At 70.5% G+C, this 13,043-nt stretch carries 14 protein-coding genes; 9 read left to right on the top strand and 5 right to left on the bottom strand.

What is annotated here, in order from left to right; genetic code table 11:
* The first annotated feature begins 93 nt into the window (after window positions 1–93).
* The gene (locus tag ALI144C_RS31310; protein ID WP_076990770.1) at window positions 94–1,101 is read left to right on the top strand and encodes a methyltransferase; all 1,008 of its coding nucleotides are present in this window, start codon (window positions 94–96) and stop codon (window positions 1,099–1,101) included.
* 70 nt (window positions 1,102–1,171) lie between these two features.
* On the opposite strand, the gene ALI144C_RS31315 is transcribed toward ALI144C_RS31310, so the two are convergent.
* The 3 genes from ALI144C_RS31315 to ALI144C_RS31325 are packed head-to-tail and all read right to left on the bottom strand — an operon-like array spanning window position 1,172 to window position 3,364.
* Window positions 1,172–1,552: a SchA/CurD-like domain-containing protein gene (locus ALI144C_RS31315; protein ID WP_076990771.1), complete on the bottom strand. Its 381-nt coding sequence runs from the start codon at window positions 1,550–1,552 to the stop codon at window positions 1,172–1,174.
* A gap of 25 nt (window positions 1,553–1,577) precedes the next feature.
* Window positions 1,578–2,093, bottom strand: a complete 516-nt coding sequence (locus tag ALI144C_RS31320; protein ID WP_076991003.1) for a flavin reductase family protein — start codon at window positions 2,091–2,093, stop codon at window positions 1,578–1,580.
* Window positions 2,094–2,098: 5 nt separating this feature from the next.
* Window positions 2,099–3,364, bottom strand: a complete 1,266-nt coding sequence (locus ALI144C_RS31325; protein WP_237774405.1) for a cation:proton antiporter — start codon at window positions 3,362–3,364, stop codon at window positions 2,099–2,101.
* A 149-nt stretch (window positions 3,365–3,513) separates the two neighbouring features.
* On the opposite strand from ALI144C_RS31325, the gene ALI144C_RS31330 reads away from it, so the two are divergent.
* Window positions 3,514–4,110, top strand: a complete 597-nt coding sequence (locus tag ALI144C_RS31330; RefSeq protein ID WP_076990773.1) for a PadR family transcriptional regulator — start codon at window positions 3,514–3,516, stop codon at window positions 4,108–4,110.
* Window positions 4,111–4,232: 122 nt separating this feature from the next.
* On the top strand, window positions 4,233–5,513 hold the full coding sequence (locus tag ALI144C_RS31335; protein WP_076990774.1) for a lysine N(6)-hydroxylase/L-ornithine N(5)-oxygenase family protein: 1,281 nt from the start codon (window positions 4,233–4,235) through the stop codon (window positions 5,511–5,513).
* A 13-nt stretch (window positions 5,514–5,526) separates the two neighbouring features.
* Here ALI144C_RS31335 and ALI144C_RS31340 read toward each other — a convergent pair whose 3' ends face one another.
* Complete coding sequence (locus ALI144C_RS31340; RefSeq protein WP_083753544.1) at window positions 5,527–6,006, bottom strand: hypothetical protein; 480 nt, start codon at window positions 6,004–6,006, stop codon at window positions 5,527–5,529.
* Between the two features lie 118 nt (window positions 6,007–6,124).
* On the opposite strand from ALI144C_RS31340, the gene ALI144C_RS31345 reads away from it, so the two are divergent.
* From ALI144C_RS31345 to ALI144C_RS31365, 5 genes are read left to right on the top strand one after another with little or no spacing between them, the layout of a single operon-like run.
* Complete coding sequence (locus tag ALI144C_RS31345) at window positions 6,125–6,499, top strand: AraC family ligand binding domain-containing protein (protein WP_076990776.1); 375 nt, start codon at window positions 6,125–6,127, stop codon at window positions 6,497–6,499.
* Window positions 6,496–7,860 carry a class I tRNA ligase family protein gene (locus ALI144C_RS31350; RefSeq protein ID WP_076990777.1) on the top strand — a complete coding sequence of 455 codons (1,365 nt, stop codon included), beginning with the start codon at window positions 6,496–6,498 and terminating at the stop codon, window positions 7,858–7,860. Before ALI144C_RS31345 ends, ALI144C_RS31350 begins: the two co-directional genes overlap by 4 nt.
* 5 nt (window positions 7,861–7,865) lie before the next feature.
* Window positions 7,866–8,948 carry an NAD(P)/FAD-dependent oxidoreductase gene (locus ALI144C_RS31355; RefSeq protein ID WP_076991004.1) on the top strand — a complete coding sequence of 361 codons (1,083 nt, stop codon included), beginning with the start codon at window positions 7,866–7,868 and terminating at the stop codon, window positions 8,946–8,948.
* Entirely contained in the window at window positions 8,945–10,345 is a 1,401-nt protein-coding gene (locus tag ALI144C_RS31360) for an FAD-binding oxidoreductase (protein ID WP_083753547.1), read from the top strand. The genes ALI144C_RS31355 and ALI144C_RS31360 overlap by 4 nt, the downstream gene beginning before the upstream one ends.
* Window position 10,346: 1 nt before the next feature.
* On the top strand, window positions 10,347–10,733 hold the full coding sequence (locus tag ALI144C_RS31365) for a hypothetical protein (RefSeq protein WP_076990778.1): 387 nt from the start codon (window positions 10,347–10,349) through the stop codon (window positions 10,731–10,733).
* On the opposite strand, the gene glnT is transcribed toward ALI144C_RS31365, so the two are convergent.
* Window positions 10,718–12,133, bottom strand: coding sequence for a type III glutamate--ammonia ligase (gene glnT, locus ALI144C_RS31370; protein WP_083753548.1), 1,416 nt, complete (start codon window positions 12,131–12,133; stop codon window positions 10,718–10,720). The genes ALI144C_RS31365 and glnT overlap by 16 nt on opposite strands.
* A gap of 168 nt (window positions 12,134–12,301) precedes the next feature.
* On the opposite strand from glnT, the gene ALI144C_RS31375 reads away from it, so the two are divergent.
* Window positions 12,302–12,985, top strand: coding sequence for an SDR family NAD(P)-dependent oxidoreductase (locus tag ALI144C_RS31375; RefSeq protein WP_076990779.1), 684 nt, complete (start codon window positions 12,302–12,304; stop codon window positions 12,983–12,985).
* Window positions 12,986–13,043: the final 58 nt, after the last annotated feature.

Here is a 13,043-nt window from a genome sequence, read left to right on the forward strand (position 1 = left end):
TCCAACCGGGTTCGAGCGTCCCTCCAAGGTGGGCGGGGATCGTGGCGGCACGCGTGCGCTTTCCCAAACCTTCGAGGAAAGGGATCAGAGGACATGACGACAACCGCTCCGGACGTCCGTTCGCCCGCCGGCATTCTCCGAATGGGCAACGCTTTCTGCGACGCGAAGGCGCTGCTCACCGCGGTGGAGCTGGACCTCTTCGGTGCACTGCACACGGGTCCCGCGACCGAGGAGGAGATCCGCGGGCGCCTTGGCCTGCACGGCCGGGGCCTTTCCGACTTCCTGCACCTGCTGACCGCCCTCGGCCTGCTGGCCAAGCAGGACGGCTGGTTCCGCAACACCGCGGCCGCCGACCAGTACCTGGTTCGCGACCAGCCGACGTACATCGGTGGCTTCCTGTTGCGCTCCAACCGAAACCTGTACCCGGCGTGGGGCAGGCTGTCCGACGCGCTGCGTACCGGCGCCAAGCAGTCCGGCGGGGACTTCGCGGACGTGACCAGCAACCCGGTGCTGCTGCGCCAGTTCATCGGCATGATGGACGCGCTGACCCAGCAGCTGGGCCCGTCGTTGATCGAGGCGTTCGCCTGGCCGGGCTACCGGTCGGTGCTCGACGTGGGCGGCTGCCGGGGCAACCTGGTCGGTCAGCTGGTCCAGGCCCACCCACACCTGGCCGGGCACGTCTTCGACCTGCCACCCATGAAGCCGTTCTTCGACGAGCACATGGCGCGGTCGGGCCAGTCCGCGACGGTGACCTTCCACGGCGGCGACTTCTTCGAGTGCGCCCTGCCGCCCGCGGAGGTGGTGATGCTCGGCCACGTGCTCCACGACTGGGACACCGAGCAGCGCGGTTACCTGGTGCGCAAGGCCTTCGACGCGATCAGCCCCGGCGGTGCGCTGCTGGTGTACGACCGGATGCTGGACGACGGCCCGAACGCGGTGGAGAACCTCGTCATCAGCCTGGACATGCTGCTGGTGACCGATGGTGGTTCGGAGTACCCGGCACAGGAGATCCACGCGCACGCGCGAGCCGCCGGTTTCCGTTCGTCCACAGAGCAACCGCTCGGCGACTACGACACGCTGGTCGTGTGCCACAAGGACTGACGGCATGGCGACGGCCGCGCAGAGTGGTCCGGTGCGGGGGCCACTCCACGCGGCCGTGCACCTTCAGTCGTCAGTCGCCGACGGCGTTCCTCGGCGCGGCGAGCTGGCTGACACAACGCAGCAGGCTGGCGTGGAAGGTGGCCACGAAGCCATCAGCGGTGCCGGAGTCGCGCGGCGAGTTGAGGTAGGGCGCGAGTCGGCGTTCCACCTCCTGCACACCAGGCTGGCCGGCCATGTATCGCGCCACCGCCTCCAGATCACCCTCGTACTCGATGAACCGGACCAGCAGGTCGTCCCTGATGAACACGGCAGTGGCCAGGATCCGGGCGGCGGGTCGCCCGGCGGCGCCGGGCACGACGGCCGACTTCGGTCGGCGGAAGTTGCCGAACACCTCGGCGACCTCGTCCTCATGGCCGCTTTTGATGTCATAGGTGATGGCCGCGAACGGCATCGAATCCTCCTGTGGTGATCGACGGTCACCGCACTGGCCAGGCGGCGTAACTGCGCATGCCGTACAGCAGCGGGCGCTGCCCTTCCTGCCGCGATGTCTGGTACACCTCACCGAACACGACCGTGTGGTCGCCGACCGGACAAGTACCGCTGACCTGGCAGTGCGCCACGGCGTGTGCGTGGTCGAGCAGGTGCGGACCGCCGGCGCCCGGTCCGGCGGCCCAGCGAACCCGGTCGAAGCGGTCGGCGGCGCCCGAGGCGAACAGCTCCGCGGCCGGCTGGGCGCCTTCGTGCAACAGGTTCACCGCGAAGGTGCTCTGTCTCAGGATGGCCGCCAGGGTCGGGCTGCCGACGCGCAGGCAGACCAGCAGTGTCGGCGGTTCCAGCGCCACACTGCACACCGACGAGCACGTCATGCCCCACGGTCGCCCGCTGGGGTCCTTGGCGGTGACGATGGAAACGCCAGTGGGAAAGCGCGACATGAACGAGCGGTAGTCGGCCAGGCTCGCCCCGGTGACCGAGTCGGAAGGCACGTTGGTCATCACCTTCACCTCCGCGGGCCGGGTCCGGCAGTTGCGCCCTGCCGCGCTGCCCGATGATCGATGAAGGACAGCGCCGGACCGGTGAGACTCGTGGTCACCAACGCCATGACGAGGCAGGCCAGAAACAGCAGCGGAGTCAGGATGCCTACGCTGAGCCCGATCTGCAGCACTACCACCTCGGTCAGGCCACGGGTGTTCAGCAGCACGCCGATCTCGGCGGCACTCCGGCGGGGGTGACCGGCCAGCCTGGCACCGGCGTAGCCGCCGCCGATCTTGCTCACCACGGCCAGAACGGTCACCACGAGCGTCGCCACCAGCGTCGCCAGCCACGGAGTGGTGCCGAGCGGCCGGGCGAACAGGGTCACTCCGGCGACCACGAAGTAGACCGCCACCAGCCATCGGCCGACGGTGTACACCCAGCGCACCGGCCGTGCCCACGGCTCGGCCGCGTCGCCCGTCGGGATCGCCAGGCCGACCAGGAACGCGCCGCACACCAGGTGAAGCCCCAACCGTTCCGCAAGGCTCGCCGCGCCCAGCGCGGCAGCGGCCAGCACCAGGGCCGTGCCGCCAGGCAACCACGCGAACACCCGGTTCGCGAGCCCGGTACGCAGCAGGCGGCGCAGTCCGAGCGCGGCGGCCACACCGGCCAGCAGGGTGATCAACGCGACGGCGGCACGGGTCAGACTGCCGGAGGTCAGGCCAACGGCCACGGCCAGCACCGGCCACGCCACCGCGTCGGTGAGCACGGCGGCGCTCAGCGCCACCCGGCCGGACGGTGTGCCGTTGATCCCCCGGTCGAGAAGGATCCGCGCCAGCACCGGCACCGCGGTGATGGCGAGCGCGACCCCCATCAGCAGCACGAACGCGGCCAGCGGGGCGGTTCCGCGCAGCGCCGGGTCGCCAGTCCAGGCGATCCCGCACGCGGCCAGCGTTCCGGCGGCGAACGCGGGCACCAGCGCGCCGAAGATCACCCAACCGAGCGAGCGGGTTCGCTTGCCCCGCACCGAGTCGCCCAGTTCGTGGGCCACTCCGACCAGGAACAGCGCCAGTCCCACTTGGCCGAGTGACCGCAGCCCGTCGACCACGGCGCCCGGTAGCAGCACCGTGAAACCCTCGCGGCCGACCAGTGCGATCAGCACGGGGGTGAGCAGCAGACCGATGGCGATCTCGGCCATGACGGCGGGCTGACGCGTGCACACCGCGGCCCGCCGCGCCAGGTACGCCAGCGAAAGCAGTGCGGCCACCGCCGCCACCACGTGCGCGATCAACACGAGCCGTAGCCTGGATGGCCGCGCTCGAGGTCGCATCGACGGAAACTCGGAGGCCGGACGACGCCCCTTGTTCACCCACTCGTGTTATATTCTGACAATTACTATTCTTACTATGATTACCGAGCGGCGGCCGACAGGAGGAACTGAGGATGCCGGACAGGACAGAGCGGCCTCCCCGGCGCTCGCCCCTGGCGATGGCCGTACTCCTGCTGCTCACTGACGAGCCGCTGCACCCCTACGGACTGCGGCAACGGATCCAGGAGTGGGACAAGGATCGCGTGATCAACGTCAGCCAGCGCAACGCCATCTACCAGACCATCGACCGGCTGGTGCGCAGCGGGTTGATCACCGTCCTGGAGACTACCCGGCAGGACAAACGGCCGGAACGCACCGTGTACCAAGCCACCGACGAGGGCGTGGCGATCGCCAAGCGGTGGCTGCGGGAGATGCTGGCCAGCCCGGTCCCCGAGTATCCGGAGTTCCCCGCCGCGCTGGCGTTCATCCAGGCATTGCCCGGCCAGACCGTGCTGGACGCGCTGGAGGCCCGCCTCGCGGCGCTGGAGGCGAACATCGTGAAGCTCGACAAGGAGGTCGCTGACCGGATCGCCGACATCCCCGGTGGGGTGGACCGGATCTACCTGGTGGAGATCGACTACCAGCAGGCCATGTGGCGGGCCGAGGTGACCTGGGTGCGACAGCTCATCGACGATCTGCGGTCAAGGAACCGTCGGCCGAAGAGTCGCTGACCGCCCTCGGCGGGGCGATCGAGTCGCGTTCGAGGGGGTTTCCACCCCGACTGGCCAGGCTGGGACGACGAGGGCCGGGCCCACGGCGTGGGCGGCGCCGGCAACGCACCCCAGGAGTCACCATGCGATCGGCATCCCCCACCGCGCCACACCACCGCGTCGCCGCCGTCGGCGGCGGCCCGTCGAACCTGAGCCTGGCCGCGCTGGCCGAGGACGTGGTACCGGGAAGTCTGGCGATCTACGAACGCCGGGGTGAGCCGGCCTGGCATCCCGGCCAGCTCACCCCGGGCAGCCGGCTGCAAACCACCTGGCTCAAGGACCTGGTCTCCCTCGCCGACCCGCGCAACCGGCTGTCCTTCCTCAACTACCTGGTCACCACGGGCCGCGTCTACGCCTTCCTGAATGCCCAGTTCGACGCCATCCCACGGCTGGAGTACGCGCGCTACCTGGCATGGGCCGCCACCGAACTCGGTACCGTCCACTATGGAATGGACATCACCGGCATCGACTTCGCCGACGGCCGGTTCGTGCTGGACACCGCCGACCGGACGGTGGCGACCGCGGACCACGTGGTGATCGGCCTGGGCACCCGCGCACACGTGCCACCGTGTCTGCGCGGGGCGGACCTGGACGGCGTGCTGCTGGCCGAGCAGATGGACGCCCATCTCACCGCCGCCCAGTCCGCCCCGTACGAGCAGGTGCTCGTGGTCGGTGGCGGGCAAACCGGTGCCGAGTGCGTGCTCAACCTGGTCTCCCGCGGATTCCGGGACATCCGCTGGCTCGGCCGCAGGCACTGGTTCGCGCCGTTGGACGACTCCCCGTCGGCCAACGACTTCTTCCGACCCACCTACTTGCGGTTCTTCCAGGGCCTGCCAAGCCAGACCCGGCAGCGCTACGTCGCCGAGCAGTCGTTGACAAGTGACGGCATCACCATGGCGACACTGCAGGAGCTGTACCGGGTGAACTACGAGGCGTTTCTGCGGGACGGGCGTTGCCCGGTGATGATGCTGCCCGGTCGCAACGTGGTGGAGGCGGCCAGCCGTCACGGCTCGGTCACCCTGTGGTGCGAGCGGGACTGGGGCGGCCGAGAACGGCACACCGCGCGGTACGTCATGCTGGCCACTGGCCGGGAACAGTGCCCGTTGCCGTTCACGCCCCGGCTGCGGGACCTGGTGGAGACCGACACGGACGGCGAGCCGGTGGTGGAGCAGGACTACTCGATCCGCTGGAAACACAGTCCGGAGCACCGGATCTTCGTCCAGAACCGGGCCCGGTTCAGCCACGGGCTCGCGGACCCGAACCTGAGCCTGCTCGCGGTGCGCAGCGCGGTGATCATCAACTCCTTGCTGGACCGCGACGTGTTCGTCATCCGTGATGATCAGGTGTCCACCGTCTGGACGTGATGATCAGGTCCGGTCAGAACCAACCGGACACTGTGGACGCCAGGTACGCGTCGGCGTCCGGCCGCTCGGGGCGCACCACGTGCCGCACCCAGGCGTCCCGCTCGTGTGCCATGGGCACCGCTTCCCAGATGCACGCCGTGGCGTGTCCCGGCGCCTCGACCGGAACAGTAAGCTCGGTCCATCCGGCCAACCAGGTTCTGGTGTGCAGGATGACCCGGTTCCGGCTCCACCAGCCGACCACGGCGTAGCAGCCGTCCTCGTCCTCGTGCACCACGTTGTACCCATAGGACAACGCATCACCGTAGGAATCGGGCAACGACAGGCACACCGTCAGCCTGCCGAAGTCGAACACCTCCGCCTGCGGGGTTTCCCGCAATGCCGAGATGCCGTATCGCTTCACCGTCCAGCCGTGGACCTGATCCGCGGGCAAGGTGGTGATGGAACGAGGAGCGTACCGCAGCGGACGCTCGCCGACCTGGGTGCCGTTGCTCATGACGCCGATGCTGACACGGAACCGCAAGACCATCAAGCGACGCTTGAGAAGCTTTCGAGTGCGACACCGAAACATTCGGACGGCACAAGCCGGGCACGTCCAGCCGGGAGGAGGAGCCATGTGGAAGCTCACCATGGGCGAAGCGCAGCTCAACGCCGAGTATGGGATCCACATTGGACGATGGTCCCAGTACGCGGGGCTGCACACGTTGCCGTTCGACGCGATGTGGTGCCGGGTACCGGCGAACTCGTTCACCACACCGGACCGCCACCCGGAGTTCGAGCTGGCCGTCGTGGTCGGCGGCGACGCGAAGTTCACTGTGGACGGTGATGTCGTTGCGGCGCCCGCCGGTACCGCGATGCTGCTGACCCCCGGCGAGGAGCACGTCATCCACGCGGGCACAGAGCCGGTCAGCATCCTGAGCATCTACTGGCTACCCGAGGAAAGTCCAGCCGCGCCGGACACATCAGACCGCGGAGAACCCCTGCGATGACCGCTGACACCGGCACCACGGTCGTGCTCTCTCCCCCGCCGACTCCCAACGGCCCACTGCATCTCGGTCACCTGGCCGGGCCCTACCTCGCCGCGGACGTCGCGGTGCGCGCAGCCCGCAGGCGCGGCGAACGTGTGCTCGCTGTGTGCGGGCTCGACGACCACCAGAACTACGTGCTGGCCCGCTCCCGGCAGTTGAACCGGAACGTGCACGAACTGAGGCACCATCACGCCGCACTCATCCGCGGCGTGTTCCACAACGCGCACTTGTCACACGACGTGTTCGTCGAGCCGCTGGCTGACCCCCGCTACCGGCGCACCGTCGCGCGGTTCGTCGACGAGCTGATGGCATCGGAGGCACTGGCGGTGACCGAATGGTCCACTCCGGCCTGCCCGAACTGCCCCGGCATACCGCACCACGCCTACGTTTCCGGCCGCTGCGGCCACTGCGGTGCGATCGCCAACGGCGGCACCTGCGAGGGTTGCGCCGGCTACCTGTCCGCCGCGGACCTGGTCGACCCGACATGTACCCGGTGCGGATCGCCTGCCACGGCGAGCACCACGGTGCGCGGCCCGGTGCTCCACCTTGAACACCACCGCGACGCGCTGACGACCGTGTGGTGCCGCGCCGCAGTCCCACCGCGAGTGCGCGAACTCGCCCGGCGGCTGCTGGCGGACCGGTTGCCCACAGTGCCGTTCAGCTACCCCACCGACTGGGGTATCCCGCTGCCGTCCTTCCCCGGCCACCGGATCGACGTCTGGGCCGAGATGGGGCTGGGCTACCTGCACGTCATCGGCAGCCGGATCAGCCCGGACGCGACCAGTGTGGCCGACCACGTGGCCGCCTGGCGCGACGTGGCGTCAGTGTGGGCGTTCCTCGGCATCGACAACGCCTTCTACTATCTCGCGCTGTTCCCCGCGCTGTTCGTGGCCGCCGGGCTGCCTGCCGACGTGATCGGCGGCCTGGTGGTCAACGAGTTCTACCGGCTCGACGGCGCCAAGTTCTCCACCAGCCGCGACCACGCGGTGTGGGCCCACGAGTTGCTCGCCGAACAGGACCCGCGCGCGGTGCGGGCATTCCTTGCCTGGGACCGGCCCGCTCCGCACGCCACCGACTTCACCCTGGACCGCTACCGCCGCGCGATCGCCGGCTGGTCCGCGCCGTCGGACCCCGCCGAGATCGACCCCGCCGAACTCGCCCGCGCCGAGCAGGCGCTCACCCTGCCGCACTTCGACCTCGCCCTCGCCGCCCGGTGCCTGCTGGGCGCGGGCCTGACCACCGACCCCACCGGCGCGCTGGCGCTGATCACCGGCGCGCCAGCGGGGTCCGCGCCCCAGGCCGCACCGACCCTCACCCGGTGACCGCCATGCGGATCTGTGTGATCGGCGCAGGCCTCGCCGGCGCGCTGCTGGCCTGGCGGCTGGCCCAGCAGGAGGTGCGCGTCACGCTCGTCACCGGGAACACCACGAACCAGGACGCCAGCCGGGCTTCCGCGGGGCTGGTCCGTGCCTTCGAACCGGATCGGCGCAACGCGGACCAGGCCGGACGTGGCCTGGCCGAGTTGCGGGCCAGCGCGGTGCTGTCCGGGTGGGCCTGCTACCGGGAGGCTGGCTCGCTGTACCTGCCCACCGCACCGATTCCGGTCGCGGCTCTCGCCGAGATCGACCACCGGCTGCCCGGGTCGGTGTCCCTTGTGGACGCCGCCGAGGTGGCCACCCGGTTCGGCCTGTCCCCTGTGGACGCCCCACCGGCGCTGCTGGAGCGGCACGCCGGATTCATCCACCCGGACCGGTTACGGCACAACGTGTGCGCCGACCTGCTCGCCCGCGGCGGCGAGGTACGACAGGCCACGGTCACCGGACTGCGCCAGGAACGCGGCGGCGGCTGGAGCTGTCGGGTGGCGGGCCGGTTCGCCCGCGCCGACACCATGGTGCTCGCCACGGGCGCGTGGACTCCCGCACTGTTGAGCACCACCGGCCTGGCCGGTGGCGGGCTGCGCGCCAAGGTGATCCAGTACGCCCGCTACCGCGTCCGGGACCACTCGCTGCCTGCCTTCGTCGACGAGCACACCGGCCTGTACGGCCGACCAGCCGGCCCCGGGGAACTGCTGCTCGGACTGCCCACCGAGCGGTGGAACGCCACTCCCGGCCAGGCGCACGCCTCGGCCACCGAGGAGCGCGCGGTCCGTGCTGCCGCCGCCCGCCGCCTGCCCGCAATGGCCACCGGCACACCGGTCGAGGTGACTGCCGCGGTGGACGCCTACGCCCCGGACGGCAGGCTGGTCCTGCGCCGCGTGCCCGGCGCGCCCGGTCGGCTGTTCACCTTCACCGGGGGCAGCGGAGGCGCCGCCAAGACCGCGTTGGCCGCCAGCGCCGATGCCGCGGGCGAACTGCTCGAGCGCCGTTCGCCTGACCAGCCGACACCGATGGCCGAGGGGACTCAGACGTGAACGTTCGCCGCGCACTGGACGCGATCTGCCCGGACCGGGTGGTCACCCCCGCACACCCGGCCTACGACGCCGTTCGGTTGCTGTTCAACGGGATGTACGACCGGCGCCCCCGGCTGATCTGCCTGCCGCGCGACGACCGGGAAGCGCGGGACGTCGTGCGGGTGGCGCGCGAGTCCGGCCTGCCCACCGCCGTGCGCGGCGGTGGGCACAACGTAGCGGGCGCCGGCTCGCTGGACGACGGCCTGGTCATCGACCTGCGCCTGCTCAACCACGTGGTGGTGGACCCGCGGGCCGGTCTCGCCAGGGTCGGCGGCGGCGCCACCTGGTCGGACTTCGACCTGGCCGCCGGCACCCACGGGCTGGCGTGCACCGGCGGCACCTTCGACACCACCGGCGTCGGCGGCCTGACCCTCGGCGGCGGCATCGGCCACCTGATGGGCCGCTGCGGCCTGGCCTGTGACAACGTGGTGTCCTACCGGATGGTCACCGCGGACGGCGAGCAGCTCGTGACCGACCGCGAGTCGGATCCGGAACTGGACTGGGCGCTGCGCGGTGCCGGGCACAACTTCGGCCTGGTCACGGATTTCGACTTCAGGCTGCACCCGATCGGCACCGTCTACGGCGGCTACGTCGCGTACCCCGGCGCCGCGATGAGTGTCGCGGTGCGCCTGTTCCGCGACCTCATGCTGGCAGCGCCGGATGAGCTGACCTGCACGCTGCTGCTGGAACGCTACGGGCCCACCCAGACTCCGGCCGCGGTGATGAGCGTCTGCTACTCCGGCAAGGACGCCGGGTACCGGGCGACTCTGGACAAGACGCTGCGCAGCGTGGGCGTGCTCGACTGGCAGGTCACCGACCGCAGCTACGTGTCCATGCAGGTCTGCCTCGGCCGCCTGCCTTTCGGGCTGCGCCACCACTGGAGTGCCCGGTGCGCCGACGACCTGCCCGACGAGCTGGCCGACCGGCTCGTCGAACGTTTCCACGCCGGAAGGATCACCGACCCGTTCAACGACACCATTCTGATCGAGCCGATCCACGGCGCGGTCCGCCGCGCGGCACCCGAGTCCAGCGCCGTGCCGTTCCGGGAAGCGCGGTTCAACGTCACCGGTATGGCCATCTGGAGCACCGCCGACGCCGACGCCGAGCAGGCCGCATGGGCGAAGTCGGTGGCGGAGGTGGTCGAGCCGCACGGCCGCTGGGGTGACGGCTACATCAACTACGTGGCCGAAGCACGAGCCGGCGCGGCCGGGCGGGCGGCCCGCACCTTCGGCGCCGGCTACGACCGGCTCCTCGCAGTGAAGCGGCGACTCGACCCGGACAACTTCTTCCGCTCGAACTACAACCTCGATCCCGCCACCGGCAACCTGGCTGCCGGCAACCTGACTGGGAAGTCCTGACATGGCAGCGCAACGGCACGGCACGGCGATCGACTACGACGGCCGCGCGTTCCGGTCCAGCGCGGCCGAGACCGCATCTGGCGACGACGTGCCCACCGGCCACTACCACCAGCACGAGGACCTCGTTTGGGCGGAGTTCTCCGGCGGCAAGGTGCGCACGGGCCGGCTGGTCGGCCGGTGTACCCCGGAGGGCGTGCTGCACCTGGTGTACGGCCAGGTGCTCGACGACGGCCGGATCGTGGCCGGGGAGTGCGTCAGCGTGCCGCAGGTGCTTCAGGACGGCCGGATCCGGCTGCGCGAGCAGTGGCACCGCGTGGACGGTTCCACTGGCGTGTCCTGGATCGAGGAGGTGCCGAGCTCTGCGCGGCACGGTCAGGCCAGCAGGTAGCGCTCCAACTCCCAGGCGCTGACCTGGCGGTGGTACTCGTCGAACTCGGCGCGCTTGACCGCGGCGTAGTAGTCGACGTAGTCCGGGTGCGCACTGCCTGGCACCTTTCCGAAGCCGGCGCGCAGCACGTCGTCACGCACCAGCTCGTCAACCGCGTGCGACAGGGTCGGCGGCAGTGGGCTCAGCCCGGTTCGGCCCGCACCGGCCTCCAGGTTGCCCACGACCGGCGGACCGGGATCCTCGCCGCGGTCGACACCGTCGAGACCGGCCGCCGCGATGCCGGCGATGGCCAGGTACGGGTTGGCCGCGGCGTCCACGCACCGCACCTCCACCCGGCCCGCAGCGGGCACACGGACCAGGTGAGTGCGGTTGTTGCCGCCGTAGCTGGCGTAGCCGGGCGCCCAACTCGATCCGGACGCGGTAGCCGAGCCCGCGCCGATCCGCTTGTAGGAGTTCACCGTCGGACAGGTCATCGCGAGCAGCCCCGGCGCATGACGCAGCAGCCCTCCGACAAACCCGTAGCCCATTGCCGACAGGCCAAGCCCTCGCTCGTCGGCGGGATCGGCGAACAGCGGGCTGTTTCCCTCCCACATGCTCATGTGCAGGTGCAGTCCGCTGCCGGTGAGGTGGGCGAACGGCTTGGGCATGAAGGTGGCGAGCAGCCCGGACCGCTGTGCGGCCATCCGCGCCAGCTGGCGGAACACCACCACCCGGTCCGCGGTGCGCAACGCGTCCGTGTACCCGAAATTGTGCTCGAACTGCCCGTTGGCGTCCTCGTGGTCGTTGGAGTAGTTGCCCCAGCCCAGTTCGTTCATCGCCCGGCTGAGCGTGGACAGGTGGTCGAACGCCCTGGTGGCGGCATTGGCGTCGTAACAGGGCGAGGTCGCCGTGTCGAGGTCGTCGGCCACCGCGACGACGCCGTCGGCGTTGCGGCGCACCAGAAAGTACTCCGGCTCCGCGCCCACTCGCAGTTCCCAGCCCCGTTCGGCCAGTGCGGCGAGTTGGTCGCGCAGTATCCATCGCGGCGCGTACGGCCACCGCCGCCCCTCGACGTACAGGTCACATTGCACCACGCCGAGCCCGTCCTGCAGGGGGATCAACTGGTAGGACGACACATCCGGGACGGCGACCACATCCGGGTCCGCCGGCGACTGGCCGAGTCCGTCGGCGGCGTGCCCGGCAAAGCCGAGCCCCTCCGTCACCAGCTGTTCCACTGTGGACACCGGGGCGAGTTTCGCGCATGCCTTCCCATGCAGGTTCACGAACATCACCAGCAGGAACTCCACGCCATCCCGTGCGATCGCGCCAGCCAGCTCAGCGAGGGTGTGCGGAGGTGCGGGTGGCGTGCTCGTCGACGCGTCCGCCTTCTGCTCGTCACCACGCCCGCCGTTGGGAGTCATCGAGGCCTCCTCGCTCTTGGCCGGTCTGTCCGATCCCACGGTGCCTGCGCCGCCTCACCGCGGACTCGAAACCGGGTCAACGGCACCCGTCGCCACTCGCGCACCAGCCGGCGTCGAGCCGCCGGTGCGACCGTCTCCGCCGAGTGCAACCGCGTAGTGGAGGCCTAAGTGGACGAACATCGGGTCGCGCTGATCACGGGCGCCAACCGGGGACTGGGTCGTGCTGTGGCCGCGGAACTGCACCTCCGCGGGCTGGCCGTGGTGGTCACCGCCCGGCGGGCGGCCGACGCCGCGCGGACCGCCGAAGAGCTGGGCTCGAACGTGCGGGCGCACCAGCTGGACGTGACCGACGAGGTCAGCGTGCGGCGCGCCCACGACGCCATCGGCCATGTCGACGTCCTGGTGTCCAATGCCGGTGTGCTGCTGGACGCGGGAACCGATCCGTTGTCGGTGCCGCTGGACCTGGTCCAGCGCACGGTCGCCGTCAACCTGCTCGGTTCGTGGCGGCTGGCGCAGGCGTTCGTGCCGGACATGGTCCGCCGGGGCTGGGGCCGGGTGGTGTTCGTCTCCAGCGCCACCGGGTCGTTCAGCGTCGGCCTGTTCTCCGGTGCGCCGGGCTACTCGGTGTCCAAGACCGCGCTCAACGGGCTGACCACCATGCTCGCCGCGAGCACTCAGGGCACCGGTGTACTGGTGAACGCGGTCAACCCGGGGCAGACGCGGACGAGGATGATGCCGGCGGCACTCCAGCGGCCGGAGGAAGCGGCGCGGGACATCGCGGACGCCGCCACCCTTCCCGACGACGGCCCGACGGGGATGTTCCTCCGCGGCGACCGCGCGATCGGCTGGTAGGCGGCCTGCCGGACCGGTTTCGGCGCGAATCGAGCCGCTCTCCAGCACTCCCGGCGAC

Source organism: Actinosynnema sp. ALI-1.44 (assembly GCF_001984155.1).
Lineage (GTDB): Bacteria > Actinomycetota > Actinomycetes > Mycobacteriales > Pseudonocardiaceae > Kibdelosporangium.